The 18,480-nt window shown below is 42.8% G+C and carries 12 protein-coding genes; 2 read left to right on the forward strand and 10 right to left on the reverse strand.

Features of this window, described 5'->3' with window-relative positions:
• Positions 1–5: 5 nt before the first annotated feature.
• From ACNJYY_RS19065 to ACNJYY_RS19080, 4 genes are all read right to left on the reverse strand, one after another.
• A complete protein-coding gene (locus ACNJYY_RS19065; protein WP_416729685.1) occupies positions 6–902 on the reverse strand; it encodes a carbohydrate ABC transporter permease in 897 nt (298 codons plus the stop codon).
• Positions 883–3,843 (reverse strand): extracellular solute-binding protein, encoded by a 2,961-nt coding sequence (locus ACNJYY_RS19070; protein WP_416729686.1) that lies wholly within the window; start codon positions 3,841–3,843, stop codon positions 883–885. Before ACNJYY_RS19070 ends, ACNJYY_RS19065 begins: the two co-directional genes overlap by 20 nt.
• 31 nt (positions 3,844–3,874) lie before the next feature.
• The gene (locus ACNJYY_RS19075) at positions 3,875–5,239 is read right to left on the reverse strand and encodes an ABC transporter substrate-binding protein (protein ID WP_416729687.1); all 1,365 of its coding nucleotides are present in this window, start codon (positions 5,237–5,239) and stop codon (positions 3,875–3,877) included.
• 248 nt (positions 5,240–5,487) lie between these two features.
• Positions 5,488–7,878, reverse strand: coding sequence for a beta-galactosidase (locus tag ACNJYY_RS19080; protein WP_416729688.1), 2,391 nt, complete (start codon positions 7,876–7,878; stop codon positions 5,488–5,490).
• A 425-nt stretch (positions 7,879–8,303) separates the two neighbouring features.
• Here ACNJYY_RS19080 and ACNJYY_RS19085 point away from each other — a divergent pair, with 425 nt between their 5' ends.
• Positions 8,304–8,681: a hypothetical protein gene (locus tag ACNJYY_RS19085; protein ID WP_416729689.1), complete on the forward strand. Its 378-nt coding sequence runs from the start codon at positions 8,304–8,306 to the stop codon at positions 8,679–8,681.
• 79 nt (positions 8,682–8,760) lie between these two features.
• The gene (locus tag ACNJYY_RS19090) at positions 8,761–8,973 is read left to right on the forward strand and encodes a hypothetical protein (protein ID WP_191752604.1); all 213 of its coding nucleotides are present in this window, start codon (positions 8,761–8,763) and stop codon (positions 8,971–8,973) included.
• Positions 8,974–9,002: 29 nt separating this feature from the next.
• On the opposite strand, the gene ACNJYY_RS19095 is transcribed toward ACNJYY_RS19090, so the two are convergent.
• From ACNJYY_RS19095 to ACNJYY_RS19120, 6 genes are all read right to left on the reverse strand, one after another.
• Positions 9,003–9,890, reverse strand: a complete 888-nt coding sequence (locus ACNJYY_RS19095) for an ROK family protein (protein WP_416729690.1) — start codon at positions 9,888–9,890, stop codon at positions 9,003–9,005.
• 6 nt (positions 9,891–9,896) lie between these two features.
• Positions 9,897–11,429 carry a DUF4127 family protein gene (locus tag ACNJYY_RS19100; RefSeq protein WP_416729691.1) on the reverse strand — a complete coding sequence of 511 codons (1,533 nt, stop codon included), beginning with the start codon at positions 11,427–11,429 and terminating at the stop codon, positions 9,897–9,899.
• An 18-nt stretch (positions 11,430–11,447) separates the two neighbouring features.
• On the reverse strand, positions 11,448–12,407 hold the full coding sequence (locus ACNJYY_RS19105; RefSeq protein WP_416729692.1) for an acetylxylan esterase: 960 nt from the start codon (positions 12,405–12,407) through the stop codon (positions 11,448–11,450).
• Between the two features lie 432 nt (positions 12,408–12,839).
• Positions 12,840–14,525 (reverse strand): ROK family protein, encoded by a 1,686-nt coding sequence (locus ACNJYY_RS19110; RefSeq protein WP_416729693.1) that lies wholly within the window; start codon positions 14,523–14,525, stop codon positions 12,840–12,842.
• 42 nt (positions 14,526–14,567) lie between these two features.
• Positions 14,568–17,117, reverse strand: a complete 2,550-nt coding sequence (locus ACNJYY_RS19115; RefSeq protein WP_416729694.1) for a glycoside hydrolase family 38 C-terminal domain-containing protein — start codon at positions 17,115–17,117, stop codon at positions 14,568–14,570.
• Positions 17,118–18,473, reverse strand: coding sequence for an FAD-dependent oxidoreductase (locus ACNJYY_RS19120; RefSeq protein ID WP_416729695.1), 1,356 nt, complete (start codon positions 18,471–18,473; stop codon positions 17,118–17,120).
• Positions 18,474–18,480 lie beyond the last annotated feature (7 nt).

The raw sequence follows: 18,480 nt of genomic DNA on the forward strand, positions 1-18,480 counted from the left end.
TTTCGCTAGTCTTTCTCTCCAAACAGCCTCCAGGCTACTTTCGAGAACAGATATACAACGATGAGCAGCACGACCGAGATCGCTGCTGCGTAACCCATCTCATAACGGATAAAACCATAATCTTCTAAGTGGTTGACCATAAGCTGACCCGCATATTGCGGTGTCGGGTTAGCACCAGAAAGCGCCACCCCGATCGCACCAGCCTGAAACGTTCCAACGACTGCCATGACCGCGCCGAACAACATCTGCGGCTTCATGGACGGGATCGTAATATAGATGATCTCCTGAAAACGATTGCTGATGCCGTCGATGTATCCCGCTTCATAGATCTCGGTGTTAATGTTTAGAACACCTGATAACATCGCAAGGAATCCAACACCCATAGATCCCCAAAGCGTTACAAAGATCATAATCTTCATGAGGTACTCAGGTGACTGCAGCCATTGGATCGGCTCTAACAGCACACCCATCGTGAGAAGCAGGCTGTTTAGATAACCTGTTTCATCTCCGGAGAAAATGATCGTCCAAACAACGGCCATCGCAACACCCGCTGTCATGGATGGTGAGTAGATGATCAGCGCAAGCACCGTTCGCATGCGCTTCGGTACTTGAGCGAGCGCCCAAGCGAGTATGAACGATAAGATATACCCGCCAGGGCCCACGATCAGTGCGAACGTTAACGTGTTCGGCAGGATCTTCTGCATGAACACTTCATCCTGTGTGATCAGACCGACATAGTTGCTTAACCCAATGAACGATGGTGTTTCAATCGCGTTAAAATACGTGAATGACAATAGAATTGCCGCTGCAACAGGTATGATGATAAACGTTGTAAAAAAGATGATATACGGAGCAAGGAACATCCACGGTGAATAATCTCGTTTATTTGGTTTCTTTTTCATTCTCATCGCCTGCCCAACTTTTCACTTGTTCTATCGTAGGAATCGGATACGGCTTGACCATCTTGCCGTCTTTCACATATCCGAACTCTTCCATCTTTCGCTTGATCTCCCGGTCGATCGCAACGACTGAGTCGTCAACTGCGGATCTCGGGTTTACACCGTCGAACACGATGCGGTTCCAGATGTTCGAAAGCTCACGCTCGATCATGTACGAACCTGGATTCTTCGGTACTTCGTATAGATACTCCCATTGCTTCAGGATCGTTTTCTTATGCTGTTCTGGCCACGGAAGGTTCTTGAACGCCTCTAGGTTTGATGTGTTCCACATGTACTCTGGACCGTACAGCATCTGAAGATTGGTCGCGAACTCGGTCTGCGTATCTTCTGACAGCCACCATTTTAAAAGTTCCCACGAATCTTCCTTGCTCTTCGTTCCTTTGAAGATCATTGCCGACTGACCGGAACCAGTAGCCCAGCGTTCCACTGTTCCGTCTTCTTTTTTCACACCCGGATGCGGTGCAATATCCCACCATCCTGCGATCTCTGGAGCGGCTGCCGTAAGCTGTGTATATGTCGTAAAGTTTGCTGTTCCGATCGGAAGTGTTGAATATCGGAAATGGTTATAAAAGTTTGGCACTTGTAACGGCATGCTATAGATCGTGTTCAGCTCTGCCATAAACTGTATGCCTTTTAGCGATTCTTCAGTTCCGATCGCCGTCTTCATGCCATCTTTTCCGTACAGATCTCCGTCAAACTGATACACGAACGGAGCAGTTGCTTGGAACGGCTTAAAGCCTGTTGCACCAGCGATGTGTGTATAATAGTTCATCCCAAAACGCTGAAGCTCTGGCAAGATGCTCTTCACGTCATCCCACGTATCTGGAACCGGAAGACCGAGTGCTTGCAGGATATCTTTTCGGTAAAACTGCACAAAGAAATCTTGTGTCTCTGGCATCGCATAAACCGAATCACCGATCATGAGCGGCAGAAAAGCTCCTGGTGAGAACTGCTTGCTAAACTTTTCAAAGTCATCAAACTGATGCAGATCAACGGCAGCACCACGGATGGATAACTCGTAAGGCAGCCATGAAGAGATACCAAGCGCAATGTCTGGCTGTTTGTTAGACGCACTCGCGAGAATCAGCTTCTGCTCTTCTGGCATGATCGAGAACTTTACTTTGATTCCTGTTTCTGGCGTAAAGTTTTGATCAGAAAGATTTTGTAGAAGTTCAACATATTGACGAGGCCGGTTCACCCATACCTCTAACGTATCTTCTTCCGCTTCACTCGCTGAATAATTTTCAGAGAAGAACGATAAGAAGAAGCGTTGAATCGAGTCGATCAGTTTTTCCCAAAAACCTGCTTCTGCATCTGGAACATCTTTTTCATCACCATGCACATAGAACCGATCCACCGTTAACGGCTGTTCGGGCAACGTTACGAGCATGTTTCCGAGCAACTGTGCCGCGGATGACGATCCTTCTGACAGCTCTGTGAGTCGGCTTGGAATCTGGTCCGGCTTTTTGCTAAGTGCTCTTAGCTTTTGAACCGCCATCTCAAGAGAGACCATATCTTTTGAATCTTCTTTTGTTTCATCAAGTTTTCTAAGGTACTTCAGTTCTTGTTCGAGCTCATCTGCCCAGCCAGCCAGTTTTTTATCGATGCCTGGAATGTACTCGCTGATTTTCCAGCCACGAGATGTATCTGTCTGATTTCCTGTAAGCTTTCGGATTTCAAGCGTCAGTTCTTCCATCTCGCGCATCACTTTGTTCGTCGTATGAAGAACAGGCTCAACAGGCGCAGCATCGGCTTCTAGACCGATCTGATGATTTCCTTTAGATAGATAAAACAGATAATCTTTTCCATCTTCATCTTCTAATGTCACGTTATCCCAGTTTTTATTAAATGGGAATGTAACGGGTGAAGCTTCTTGAAACGGAACTTTTCCGTCGATCAACAGTTTTCGGAATACCGGACCACCCGTCTCTTTGTTCTGCAGCACTTTAAATGTCAGCTTGTATAAGCCAGCTTTTTTCACGTTGACGTTCCAATTCACCGTCTGTCCGGAGTCTTTCCATGATTCAGAACCTAGCGTGTTTAATAGAAGGTTCTTTGGAGAGCTCGGTACCGCTGATGAATCATCCGCTGCAAAAGGACGTATGTACGAGCTATTCTTTTCATAGTCCTTCTCAGCTTCACGTGTGATCATTGTTTCAGCCAATTTTGCGTTTTCATGTTTCTGTACGTAATCTTTATAGCTTGGTAGTTTGCTAGGTGATTTAACGTACGCTTTTCCTAGCAGCATCTCACCTGATAGGTTCGTGAGCTGGATCGTATTACTTCCTTTTTTCAGTTCGTAACGCAGCGGCTCAGATTGAAGCTGACTCGCATCTTCCGCTGTTAACGTGTTCCAACGCTCGATCCGCTTTTGCTTCGGAATCATGTCGTTGTCGAACCGATCTTTCTCAAAGCTGTTTTTCTCGTTTTTCCAGTCGGCCGGAAACACGATTCTGCCGCTTTCATAAAAAGGATAGTTACCGTTTACCTGAATAGCGCCCTCTATTGGAACAACCTCGCTGCTCAGTGGATAATAATCAAACGCTAGCTCATAAAGTCCCGCTTCCTCTACATTCACTTCATAGGAAACGGACTCTCGGTTATGCCAATAGAAAACACGATCGTTATAGCCCTTACTCTCTGTTTCTGACAAAAGGTTCTTTTGGTCTTTGATCTTAAAATCAGAAGGAGAGACAGACGCTTCAAAATCTGAAGCGTCACCTGTCCCTTTCTTCTCCCAACTGTTAAGGACGGTATGATAGTTTTCCTCCACGACTTGTTCGGCAGGCTTATTATCCTGACTGTTGCCTTCAGCAGATGCAAATGGTTGTGGAATAATGAGACACAGCGCTAAACCTAACCAAAGAAATCTTTTAAACTTCATACTATCAACCTCCCCTTAAACTTCAGGCTTTCTATTTATCTTTTAAAGCCTCACTTGCTTCTTTGCTCTTTTGGTCTGCTAATTGATCGAGCTGTTTCGCGTAGTCTTCGATCTTCAGGTTTCCTTTGATCACGTTATCTAAAATAACGGCCACTTTCGCGTTCGCTTCTTCTCCAACCTTCACGCCAGTTGGTGCTTCCCAACGTGCATCAACATAGCCAGGTACGGTTTTAACCGGCTCAACGATCGCGTTGTCTAAGTTGTCATAAGCGGTCTTGATTCCAGGCACTTCATTGATTGCAAAGTACTCATCTAAAATTTCAGGATCTGCGTTAACCGGTAATGTGTTCAGTGCTTTTCCTTCTTTTTCAGCGATTTCCATACGCTTCATGAAACCTTCTTTACCGAATGACATCCACTTTGAGAAAAGAAATGCTTCTTCAGCGTGCTTACTCGTTTTAGAGATTCCAACAAAGTCGTTCGTTACACCCGTTCTTCCACCCGGAAGACCGATGAAGTCAAAGTCGAACGTTCCTTTTTCAACAAGTGCAGGAACTCCCCAAGTGCCGTCCCATTTCACAGCAACTTGTCCGTTCATCCATACTTCTTCTGGGTTCTCGCCTTTAAAGTTTGCTTTCAAGTCATCTGGAAGTGACTCGTACGCGTAGTTGTTTGTTGTGATCTCTTTTGCAAGATTCGCTCCTGCGATGAACTCTTTTGAGTCAAGAGAGTATTGACCGTCTTGAACCGTATACCAGCCCATGTCTGGGTTAGCTGCTGCCGGGTACCAGTCTGTTACAGAGAACGCGTGGTTCGTTCCAGCTACACCTTTGTTAATGTTCGTTACTTCTTTAATGGATTTCGTGTACTCTTCTAGTGAAAAACCAAACTCAGGGTAATCCAGGTTCGCTTCGTTAAACAGATCTTTGTTTACTAAGTAGCCTAAGAAATGCTGTGCGAATGGAACCGCATACACTTTATCGTTGTAAGTCGCTGATTCACGAACTGCTTCTGGAATGTTTGCAAAATCTTTATCTTTTTCCGTCATTTTCGTGATGTCCATCAGCCAGTCGTTTGATAGTGATGATGGAATCTGTGGAAGAGCAAAAACGTCTGGCATCTTGCCCGCACTTGCTGCAGCTGCTAGCGTTCCGTTCCAGTCTGTAGACGTGATCGACTCGTCGATCTTAACTTTGATGTTCGGATACTTTTTCTCGAACGCTTTGATCATCAGGCGCTCAAGGTTTTGTTCTTTTTCCGTACCAAGTGACCAGCTTGCATACGAGATGGTTACGTTTTCTTTCTTGTCGTCAGTGCTTGCTTTGTCATCTGAGCTACAAGCTGCTACTGAAAACAGCAGTGCGATGATCATGAATAGTGATAATACTTTCTTCATTACCTATCAACTCCCCAATTAAATTTATTTGCTATTTCGCTCCGTTGCTTTTGAAAGCTGTTGATTTCCGTTTCAGGTGCTCGCTTTCCGGGGGGCGTGCGGTGAGCCACCTCGGCACCTTGTGCCCTTAGGTGTCTCACCTGTCCCGCTGATCCCCCAGGAGTCTCGCACCTTCCACTGCAATCAACTATTCGATGATGATAATAAGAACAAAATGCATCAGTCGCAACAGTTAGAAATAACCTTACTTATGGTTGAATAGCGTTTGCGAACGCTGGTTGAAACCGAATGGATGCTGTTTCTTCTGTTGATTGAATCAACACTTTGAATGTGTGCTCTTGTACTTCCTCTATTGAAACCTCTTTGGTATCTACAGGTTTCCAGGAGGAGGAACGGAAGACGAATTCTTCTTCTTTTTGAATCATTTTTATTGTGAGTGAGATCTCGTCTTGTTGCTGTAAGGTTTGATAGATTTCACCCGTTCCGTACTCGATGAACAAGTCGTCGTGTAATGGTACGTTAACTGGTAGCATGAGGCCGCTTCGCATTGGAATTGAAATTTCTTTTCCACCGAAAAGGGTTGTTCCGTCGTACGTGATCGTCGTTGACTTCTTAAATTCATCAAAGTTTTGAAGGAAGAAGAAGTCACCTTTTTCTGGTGAAGATCGAACGGTAATATCAAGCTCTTCTTCTAATGTGAAACGACTCTGTATCCCTGCTCGTTTGGCAAGCTCGACGATAATGTCGTTTTGATAATGAAAGCCGTGATCCATCCCGATTCCAAACATATAAAGCTGACCTTTTCCAAGCTGTTTTTCAAATGCGATCACTTGATCCGGGTTGTCCTCTATATGAGCGAAAGCTCCAACTGTTGTTTCATAGATCTCAGCTCGGGCGATCAACACGTTGTCCGCCTGATCAATCTGACCGAACACGCGGTGCTTTGTTTCTTTTACGGTTACGTTGATGTAATCTTTCAAAATCGTACACGGTACGTTTTTCAGCGTTTTTGTTGGAATCGTTGGGAACAGGATCAGCCTTCCGCCGTTCTCTAAATACGTAACGAGCTTTTGCTGAATGTTTTCATCCATCCACTCTGTGGTAAACATCCAAAGAGAAGGAACCTCGCTTGGATCAATCTCAGCATCATCCTGAACATTAATCGCATCATAGATGATGTTGTTCACGCGAAGCGCCTTTGCGATCCCGTTCGCCATGTAGGTTTCACGATCGCGTTGAATCTGGTCGACCATTGCTTTCGTATGTTCATCGTGAAACTCCGTCATGTAATAATCGGGATAAAAACCGAGATGCGTATCAACGACTGGCTTTGTTTGTAAAAGTGAGCTTTCATATGTTTGAAGCATTTTTCCGATATGCTGAATCACAGGATAGTGCGGATTTTTCTGGCCTGATTTAGTAAGTGGCGCCTGCCAATCGTGACGTCTGCCGAACAAGCCGATATTTTCATAGTTCTCGCCCGCACCAAACATGTAATAGTTCACACCGTTCATCCCGTCCGCGATACATAAGCGCGTCGTCAGATCAAACGTTGTCGGTTGAAGCTTTGGCTTATCGTGGATGCTTCCACCTTGGAACTCAGCTGAGAAAAGAGGCTGCTCTTTCCATTGAATCGCTTTTGTAAAGGCGTTGGCTAATACGATATCCACATAGCTGTCATACTCGATGTTGCCGATATAATAATCACCAGCCATAAGTGTGTTCTCGATTTTCGCGGTCTCGAGCAGCTGTGAAACGCCGATCGGATACATCGTTCCACGCTTTAAGATATCGATTCCATGAAAGCCATGAATGTTCACGACGAACGGAACGTCGATGCCTTTTTCTTCTGCTGACTTTTTCAGATTCTCGATGAAACGCTTGTAATGCTGTCTCAAAAAAAGTCCGAATTCGTTTCTTAGGGCGTGAGCGAAGATCGCTTCAGGTTTTTTCGTCATGTTTTCCGCGAACGACTGAATCTCGCTAAACGGAATGCGGAATGTTTCTTGAAACGCTTGTTCTGTATAGTTTGTTCTCAGATGCTGTTGAAACTCTTGAAGTGTTGAAGCATTGAAATCGGGTTGGTTCGTTACCCAGTGGAACATCCCCACCTCGTTATCGAGCTGAAAAAGAATAACTGGACCACCGTTTGTGACTAAAAACGGCTTAATAACGGCACAAACCTTTTCATACCAAAGCTCTGTTTTTTCTAAAAAAGTCGGGTGACTGTAACTCACGACTCGGGTTGGATGAATCTCGCCAACGTTCGTTTTCGCTACCGCTTCCGGATAGTTATCGATAAACCATGTTGGAACCCCATGATCCACGATTTCTGCCATCACATATGGACCCGGACGGACTAGACAGTACATCCCCTCTTCTTTTACGAGCTGCAGAAACGTATGTAGATCACGTTCTGGTCGAGAGGTTCCGGTAAGATCCGTAATACCTTCCTCATACTCGTGGAAAATCCAAGGTACGTACGTGCTGATCATGTTCGCGCCAGCTTCTTTTACTTGCTGTATGCGCTCGCGCCAGTCTTGCTTCGGGATTCGAAAGTAGTGAAGTTCTCCTCCGAACAAGAAGACCTCCCGACCGTCCACGATCACTTTCTCATCTTTTATCGCGATGTTCTTCATAAATCACCTCTTCATCCGGAAAAACCGGGGTACTGGAGTAAAAATAGATTAATCATGTGGGTGATGCGTTTCGATATAGCGTTTCGAAACGTTTCGATATAGAGCAAAAAAATAGGATAATAGATAAATATAAACGTTTTGATTGTTGTCATATACCCAAAATCCTCATTTTACCAATAGAAACGTTTCACTTTTCAATATTATAATCCAACTTGTAAACGGTTACAATATAATTTTCTAAAAATTGAGACCTATTGTTTGTGAATTTCTTTTTTGTATATTGGTAATTTCTGAGTTTAGTGTTGGCGGATTCTAAGTATGACTAGTTTTAAACTGGATGTGTTACGTAATCTTCATGTTGTCCGAATTTCTTGTGCTATTCTAGTACTATCTTATAAATTCATATTTTATGAAAGGACTTGTAAATGGCTACTAGATTAATCAGTATTTCTTTAATGATTCTTTTCGTTTCGCTTTTTTCACTTATTTTTGTAGGAATTGACGTCCCTTTTCCAACTACAATGATCTTGCTGCTCTTATTAACCAATGCCATCTTTGCCTTCTTTTCTATTTTTGTTCAACGTATCATCATTAAACTTTATCAACATAATTATGTGACAAACAAAAATGGAGTTCTTTCATTAATAAACAAATATACTACATTTGCATTTTTCGGTCTGAACCATAGTGTTCAATCTGTACTAAGTCATTTACCAATGATCATCAACATATCTTTAGCTCTTCTTTTCTTTTTTCTGCTACTAGTCAACTGGTTAATCGTACTAATTATGTTTAATGGATAATTTAAAAGATCAAGAGTAGTTGTTTTGCACACTTCAACACATCATATTTAAATACCAGGAGTCTTAAGGAGAATTGCCCATGAACAAAACCTTTTCATTAAAACGAGGATTTTCATTTTTAGGGAAAGCCAACATAGTCTTGCTAGCAATGATTGGTTTACTACTACTAAACAAAGGGAGCTGGATTGACGATGGTCAAAAATATCTCATCCTGTTCATTACGATATCGGAAGCGATGATTCTCTTATTAACGTTAGCCAGCTGCTTACCTCAAAAGAGTAAACAACGATAGAAAAAGACAAGCTGACTCTTTTCCCAGAGTCAGCTTGTCTTTTTAATTGTATGCGCCTGCCTTGCCAGCGCTAATGCCCCACACAATCCTGCATTGTCACCCAATTCAGGCGGAACAATATACTTTTCGATTTGGTTCAGTACATTTTCGTGTTGAATGTAGCCGTTTAACAGTTGGACCACCACGTTTCGAACGAGCGGAAATAGGTGTTCTTGTTTCATAACACCACCGCCGATCACAATTCGTTTTGGAGAGAGCACCAAAATATAGTTTACAAGAGCTTGTGCGAGATAATAGGCTTCTAGCCCCCACACCTCTAGATTTGACGCAAGCTCCACGCCCTTCTTTCCCCAGCGTGCTTCAATCGCGGGACCTGAAGCCATACCTTCTAGACAATCACCGTGAAACGGACAGCTACCTGTAAAATGGTCTTCATCATGTCGTCTAACGAGAATGTGGCCCATCTCCGGATGAAGCATCCCGTGTACCAGCTTTCCTTCCGAAACGGCTCCTACACCAATTCCAGTTCCGACCGTCATATACAGACAGCTATCTAGACCTTGGGCAGCACCCCAAAGAGATTCTCCTAAAGCTGCAGCATTCACATCCGTATCAAATCCGATTGGAACATGAAAATGGTTTTTCAGTTCTCCCACTAAATCATACTGATTCCAATGTTTTTTTGGCGTACTCGTTATGTAACCATAAGTCGGACTTGAAACATCAAGATCAACCGGCCCGAATGATCCAACTCCTAGAGCATCCACCTTTTTTTCCATAAAATAATCAACAACGTGTCTCATCGTTTCTTCTGGGGTTGTTGTTTGAATAGAGATTCTTTCTAGAACTTCCCCGTCCTCATTTCCAATTCCGCACACAAACTTAGTGCCGCCTGCTTCAATTGCGCCTAATATCACAACAAATCACTCCTTACCTGTAGCATCCTTAATATCAAATGAGAGACCGCATTCAAACATTCGGTTCCATGGAGCAAATGTTTTCAGATTATTGATTGTAAACTTTTTAAAACTATGAAGAATCTGTTCATTAAATCTGGTTAACATACGATCATTACGTTCTTCATTCACACGAACCGCTTCACCTTTCAGATCAAAATAATCCAAATCATACTTCGGCAGAAAATCTGTGTTCATTTCCATACGAATTTCTGCTTGATAAAAATAATCATCAAAAAGGTGGTAGATAAGGTTTGTTTGAATCTGCTGCTGTTTCCCCTCAGCACCCAACACCCCTTGGCAGATTGTTGTACCTAGTGTATTGCAATTCGTGTTCCATCCTTTGTACGAGACGAGTTTATCAAGAATACCCTCTTCATCTAAAATGGTTATTAACTCGCGGTCTCCGCCATTGGCATATGCGGAATCCGCCACAATAACGTTTTTCCCTGAGTTGATAAATTGTTTAATCTCATCCACAAACGTGAGCATATTTCGGAAACTTGTGTACGTGATGTCCTTTACATTCTGTTCCCATGACTCTTGCATCACACGGCCAGGGGTATTATAAGCGAGCACTAGATCGGCATCATCAGCACGATCCACCAACTGACACCCCGCTGCTAACACATGCGCTTTTAAACTTTCTGCAAAAGGACGATCTTCATACATCGGCACAAGTTGCGGGCCGAGCGTACTGCTCCATATCGGGAAGATTTTAGGTTTCTGACCTCGTAAATCATTGTAAACTCGAGACAGTAATGTAGCCCCTACTTCATCTGCACCTGGGTACATGTGAACTTTTTTATATAAACGAAGCTGTTCTCGTTTAGTCACCACAGCGCTTTGATCGATCGCCGTATATCCGTATTCGGAACTGTCATCCTGCGGAATCGACAAAAACGTCAGCACGCCTTCTTTAACCAAATCTAGCATTTGCACATTCATATTTGAATTGAAAGCTCGTCTTCTCTCATAGTCTTCAATGTGCTCTTTTGGCAGCTTAGCCTTGATCTCACTAAGCTGTTTTGCCTCATCCTCTGTTAACTTCTCGCGCTTCTCTTTATCCAACAAATAAGAGCGTAAAAATAATTCCCGGCCCCAGTGTTCATAATAATCTGGTTCCTCGTCACTCGAACTGTATTTTGGCGTGCGCATGATCAAGTTCGATGCATAGATTCCTAGATTGGGATAATCTTGGCGCAACGAGCGCAAGCGTTCTACCCATATCGCACTTTCTTTTTCAGTCAAATAATGAAGTCTGGATGGAAGCAGCCCACCGTATACCAGCATATCAATGCTTAAAATAAGAGCGTCCACTTTCCCGGCTAGATTTCTTAGCCAGTTCCATAATTCTTCTGTATTCGCAGCCTGTTTTTTATAACCTAAGAGTTCAGGTCCAGGAACAAACAACTCTACATCCTGTGAAGACTCCGCAATCATCTGAACATATGTGATGTTGCAAGGGCGTTCATCTATTGGTATATAAGCAATCTTCATGCGTTTAGCCTTCTTTCGTTACATACTTTTTATATAAGAATGAATAAATTTCAACTTTTCTTCTTCATGAATCATAGGAACTTCGTGACCGTATTCACGGTACGTTCTAATTTCCTTTACGCCGCCTAAATGATGATACAAAGAAAAAGCGCTTATCGGCGGACATACGGGATCCATCATTCCCACCGATAAAAGGACCGGACACGTTACAGAGCTTGCTAGATTCATTGCGTCCACATAACTTAGTGTTTCAAAGATTTTAGATGATGTTTTATGCTGCGGATCGTGAACTTTAAAATAATGCGAAATCTCTGTATAAGGTCCTTCTGCAGCAAGCCCAACGGAACGTTCAAAGTCCGTCATAAACGGAATGTCGCATAACGTTAAGGTGATGTCCTTTTGTAAAGCAGCAGTGGCAATGGCCAATCCTCCACCCTGACTGCCGCCTTCCAGATAAACGTACCTTTTTCCAGAAAGCTTTCGAACAACGTCAACACTTCGGTAACAATCCATGTAAACATGTGTGTAATAATATTGGTTACGGTCGAAGATCCCCTGTGTTAGCCAACCAGCCGCTCCGCCATTTGGGTAGGAATTCTTATCCGCCGATTTCACACTCTGTCCTCTTACATCTACTAATAAAACCGGTATTCCCTGAATGACATGCTTAAACGTATAATGCGGCTGCAGCGTGTTCCAGTTGTAGCCATGAAAAATGACTGCAGCTGGAGCATCTTTTTTCACAACTTTTGGTGTAACGTATACACCGTGGATGCGAGAATTACGAAATCCGTCAAAAGCCACGTCATAGACATTTACGCCAGGAACGCTGTATGTTCGCTCCTTCACTTCTACATTCAGAGGATACTCCTGATCTTCAACTTTTAATCCATCCCAAAATTCCTCGAAATCGACTTTTTTTGTCTGTTCAGGTTTGTAATTTAGAAGTTGTTCCATTGCTTCATCGTATGCGTTCATGACCGTTCACCCTTCATACGTAAAAAGGAGAAAATATTTTGTAGTGTCATATTTTCTCCCTTTCTTTTCAATTTGTTTTTTATAGGAAGTTGTTATGCGAAAAGGTGCGGTTGCAAGCGTGCCAGTCGGCAGTTGGGCTTCGTTCTGCACCATAGTTCTGTATTATGTCTGTTTTTACGGTACGTGTTCTTATATTTATTACACGTTCGCTCAAACATGGCCGCTTTTCGCTCCAAACACCTTCCGTTTAGCCCCGTGGAACCACAGTTTCGCTCCAACTGACCACCGTTTCGCTCAGTGGAGCCCGCTTTTCGCTCCAACACCCCAAAATACAAACTTCATCCCTCTTTTACAACTTTAAAACTATGTCCAATCTGCTCATTTGCGTCATAATAATTCAATTTAAGCGTAAATTGAAACCGAATCACACGTTTAAATAATCTCTTTTTGTTTTTCCGTCTTATAGTCGTCGTTTTGCAGTTCTTTTAAAATTACATCCATCAGGTAGAATGCTGAAACCTCGCAAATGGAGTTATCATCACCCGCGATATCGTCTGTTGCTGGGATGAGTAAACGTGTATTCGAAACCTCTGATAACGGAGAATCTTGTTGGCTGGTCACCCCAATCGTTTCGCACCCTAATTTCTTAGCTTGCCTCAGCATGTTCACCACTTCTGAATCATAACCAGAAGCACTAAGTCCGATAACCAGTGTATTTGAATCTAGTGTGTATGCCGACAGTTCCATCTCATACGCAGACAAAAAGGTGTCTGCTTTCTTACCAAGTCTCATCAATTTATACTTCATTTGATCGGCTATAAAAGACAGCTTGTTTCCGCCATACAAGTATATCTGTTCTGCGTTCGCTACTTGTTGTTTTACTTTTTCAACATCTTTTAACTCGTAAAGCGTATCAAACTTCTTCAGCATTTTTACATACGTCTCTTTAACACCTGTTAAACGACTGCTTTCAGATGGTTCGAAAAGCCTTGTGCTAACAGATGCTTCTTTTGCCATCAATCGAAGCTTATTGTAGGAACCAAACTCAAGTTTTTGGCAAAAACGAGTAATTGTCGCTTCTGATACGTCGATCTGTCGCGACAGTTCTGAAATGGTTCTGTTCGGGAATGACTCTAAATTCGTGATAATATATTTTGCGATCATCTGCTCGCGTTTCGTCAGCTTGTGTCTGTTCGACTCGATCATTGTTGTGATGCTCTTAAGCGGCTGCAGAGATTCTTGAAGCAAGAAATGACGTAGAGCTCCAACCATACCAGCATTATTTAAGTTACGGGCGATCTCGATCTTCGTTTTCGCTAAGATAGCTGGAATCACATCGATCTCGAGCTGTCTCATGATTAAAGGCAAAAGGTAATCTTTTTGAGCTGTAATGCCTCCGCCGATAATAATCGTTTCTGGATTCATCATGTATGCAATCGTCGCGATTCCTTTTGATAGGTAATACACTAGGCGTTCAATTTCCTCGATGCATACTTCATCACCGTTTTGAGCCATCTCAAATATTTGTTTGCCATCAAGCTCAGACTCCGCTACTTCTTTTCGCTTCGCCACATTTTTAATTAATACGCGTGTGGAAGCTAATTCTTCAAACTGACCACCTTCGATCGGGATATAACCAATCTCACCACCGCTAAAACTGTGGCCGGTGTGAAGTTTATTATCTAAAATGTAGCTTCCGCCGATTCCTGTACCAATCGTTAGACAGAACAAGCTCTTCGAATCTTTTCCTGTTCCGATCCATGACTCCGCAAGCCCGGCACAGTTCACATCGTTTTCTACTTCTACAGGCAAGTTAAAGTGTTCCTCTAGTTCCTGCTTCAGCTTGGTTCCTGTGTAGTTAGGGATTAAAGATGAAGCAAACAGGATGACGCCTTCTTTTGAATCTACTTGGCCAGCCGTGCTGATACAGATTCCACTAATCTCATGCTGCTTCATCAGCTGCTCTCCACATTGCTTCACTTTTTGAACGATTGCGGGTCCGCCAAGCTGCGCCTCTGTTGGCACTTCGTATTTTTCGATAAACGTACCATCTTCTGAAATAACACCGTATTTAATTAATGTCCCGCCTATGTCAAATGCTACAAACTTTCTCATCATGATCACCTTCATTTTCTAAGGACGGAGTATTTGATCCCTTCATTACCGGCCTTTCCTTTTTACACGAATGGTTTTGATTTGTTTAGGGCCAAACGTAATGGCTGTTTGTTTTGCTGCAGAAACACTGGAAATGATTTTCCCAGTAAAATCAACTTCATACAGCTCTTCAGGATCAAAACCAAGAATTAAATCTGTTTCCACATCCTCAAGCGAAGGATTGAACAGACGAATATCAAACGTATTTTCTTCCTTGAACATAAACGAGGAAAAAGCAACCTCTGCTGATGAAAGTTCAAATAGCTTTTGATCCTCTTTTTTCACATATGATTGCTGAGTCAACACTTTCTGACGCAGAAACTTCCCGTTGTTTAAACTCATGTTGTTTCTGCCGAGAACCAAACCGTATTCAAATTCATACTCACCGAGACATTGTGCGCCAGGTGTTTCAAAACCTGGTCCAGCCCCATTTCCACGTGTACGCAGATCACGTCTCGACAACCAGCCAACACTGCGAATCATCGTTAAGAAAATATGGTCTTTTCCTTCAAGCGCGTCAACCTCGTATTCTTGTAAACCGCGGTGAAGAAGCTGATGTTCATTTGCGATCACTGTGGATTGAGTCGGATATTGATTCATAACGGCTTCTTTGTTTTTCGGCATATCGTATTTCTTATCTCGAAGCGTTTCCCGTTTTAGCAGGTCAAACGCTGTATCTGCATAGCTAATATCGGCTTTTGAGGTTGAAAATCCAACCTTCAGCTTTTGGTCTTTCGCTGTATTGTTCACCTTCGTTTTAAAATAGATGAATCTTTTCCCTTTATGAAGGGTAATCGTTGTTTTCATCGTATTTGTGGTTTCAGCCTCGCTCGGACCTGATCGGTCTTCGTTCAGTGAAGCAGGCAATTTAACCTCATAATGCACCGTAGCTGACTGGAAGGTGTCGCCGATTACGATATCCGATACCTCCGTAATTACGGCTTTACTAACTTTATCTGTCAGTGGCGGTGAATAGTTGTACGTGTCTCCAGCATCGAGAGAAGAAGTGAAGTGATGCTGATCATCATGTGTCACGCCTGTTTCTAGATCAGTAATGGATAGACTGTCATCCTTCCATTCTATCTTATAAAAGTTGTTTTGGATGAACGACAGCGAATGAGTCCTAACGACTTCTGCTTCTTCTTCCACCCGCTCAATTTTAATCGCCTTTATTTCAGCACCATCAAACGGCAGCGAAAAGCTAATATCATAAATCACATAATCTCCATAATGCGGCTCAGCTAGGATATGATGAATAAATTCTTCCCGACGTTCTCTTTTCAACACGTCAATCGAAATCTCCTCTTCGTTATGAAACAGTTTGATTGAACCTTTGTCTAATGGAGCTGGTATACGAATCGTAGCTGTTACAGGATAACGTGAAGCAATCGGTGTGTTGTTAACCACATATAAGTAGCCATTATTTATTGAATCGTCAAGATATTCAACCGGAAATTCATCGTGAAGAACATCTTTTGAAAATCGGCTGATCGCGCTTAAGACTTTTTGTGTTCGTGTCTCCATCTCTTCATGAACCGCGTCCACACTGCATCCGCAGATACTGTCATGAGGCTGGTTTTGTAAAATCAGCTTCCACACATACTCCATGAACTTTGCAGAATCTGAACGACCATTTGTCCAAACGTTTAATGCTTCCATAATTCCAACTGCTTGGTCTTCACACATTTGGTTATGATTTTTCAAATACGATCTCGTGGAATACACACCAGGTAGAATGAAGATCTTTGATGGATCACGTTGTTCCCCCGAGATTGTTGCCTCCGGTTTCATTCCAGAAATCGAGTTCACATAATCTGACATCAATGTTTGCTTAAACACGACATCAGGCATTTCATCACTCAACTGCTCCACTCTTTCATTCACATCTGAGCTCGTAAATGTATGGTCGGCTCCGTTCATAATTAAAGCATGGCCAGAAGTTAAATAAGGAGCATTTCCTTCTAAATAGGTTTTCGTCTTCTCCACAAAATCCTTAGATTTAAGGAACGTTTGATAATACCCCTCAAATAGTGGCAGGACGATCGTAAATACCTTCGTTCCGTCTGCACCTTCCCACGTATTTTCAAAACGGTCTGATATGGCACCACGGAAAATGAGAGCAGAATCGATTCCGTAATGGCGTAAAATTTGCGGCATTTGACTGATGTGTCCGAATGTATCTGGCAAATATCCGATGTTGTAAGGTGAACCAAGTTTCTTTGCAGAGTTTGTTCCGATCTCCAAGTTCTTGATCATGGACTCACCTGAAACGAGAAACTCATCCGCTAGCAGATACCATGGACCAACCTCTATTTTTCCTTCTCTTATAAAAGTAAGTAGACGCGCATACTCTTCATCACATACAATCTCTTGATAATCATCAAGAACGATCGTCTGCCCGTCTAAAAAGAAGTTATCGATCTTCCCATCATTCAACAGGCCCTGTGTATAGCGGAGTCCGTTGCGAAGTCTGAATCGAAACTCTTCAAACGTTTCATACCATTCACGGTCCCAATGCGTATGGTTCAATATGTTTACTGTATTTATGTTCTTCATTTAAAATTCCTCCACCATTTGAAGCTGCTGTTTCAGATGTGCACCGTTCAATGTATTTAATGCCATGTTGTTTTTAATCGAATACGCGCAGGCCATTCCTGCCGCTTGCCCCATATCACGAACAGTCGGCTGAATGCGAAGAGAGGCTTGCATCAAAAATGTGCTAGAGATGTGTCTGCCAACGACAACTAAATTATCCACTTCAAATGTGATAAGGGAACGATAAGGAATCTCGTAATATTCTCCGCGAGAAAATTTCGCTTCATTTACCGATTCTTTTGTAACACTATGAACATCGATGTACCAGTCGCCTCGTGCAATTCCGTCTTCAAATCGAGCACGGTCTACATAGTCCTGTTCAGTAAGCACATATTGGCCAACGATGCGGTATGATTCACGAATACCAAGCTGATTCGCTTCTTTTAATAAAAATGCGTTTTGGAATCCCGGAATGTATTTGGGTAAAAAGGCTGCGAGTCTGCGAATCATTTGTCTTCCTTTTACAACAGCCTCCGAACGAAGCTTCGGATCTGTTGTTTTCGTGATACCTGGAATGTGCGGGCAATTGAATGACATGACTGTGGGTTTTTCTGGTTGGGTAAACGCTTGGAAATACCGCAGATCCTCCTCAATTAAGTCACCGTTAGCGAGTGCTTCTCGGAAGTAAGGTTCTAATACATGCCCTTTACCAGGTACCATCGCGATCTCAAAAAAGTCAGGATTCTCGATCTTACAAAACGTCTCATTCTTAGAGAGGATAAACGTTCGCAACTCTGGAATACCGATGCCTCCCATTTCAAATCGAAAAGAGATCTGCTGATTTTCACCATCTTTATTTCCGCTCACAACTTCAACACCTGCTGAACGAGAAAGAACCGCATCTGCTGTAGCATCAACAAACGTTTTTCCTGAAATCGCAACTAGTCCGTTGCATGTGTTTACGATGATATGCGTGATCTTCCCGTTCTCCTTAACGCAATCTATAAAATTTGCATCATACAGAATGCTGCCTCCGCGTTCTGTGATCAGTTGTTCGAGCACATAACTTAAGGTCTCTACGTTAAACCAGCTGCATGTGGTTGTTCCGTCGTTCGTTTCTACATTTTCTTGATTTAGACGCTCTGTAATTAACCCGTTAATGCGCTGTGTTTTTACATGTGTCGGCATCATAGGAGAAACAAGGGAATTCGTTTGAGTTCCTCCAAGTGAAATGGTTTTTTCTACGACTAACGTGGAGAGATTTTCTTCTAATGCAGAGATTGCTGTAGCAGCTCCTCCCGTACCTCCACCGACCACAACACAATCCACATCATAGATGACAGGAACTTCTTTACCGAAAAAAGACAAGGTACTCAAATGAATT

The sequence above is a fragment of the Fictibacillus tiangongensis genome (assembly GCF_048083785.1).
Taxonomy (GTDB): Bacteria; Bacillota; Bacilli; order Bacillales; family Fictibacillaceae; genus Fictibacillus.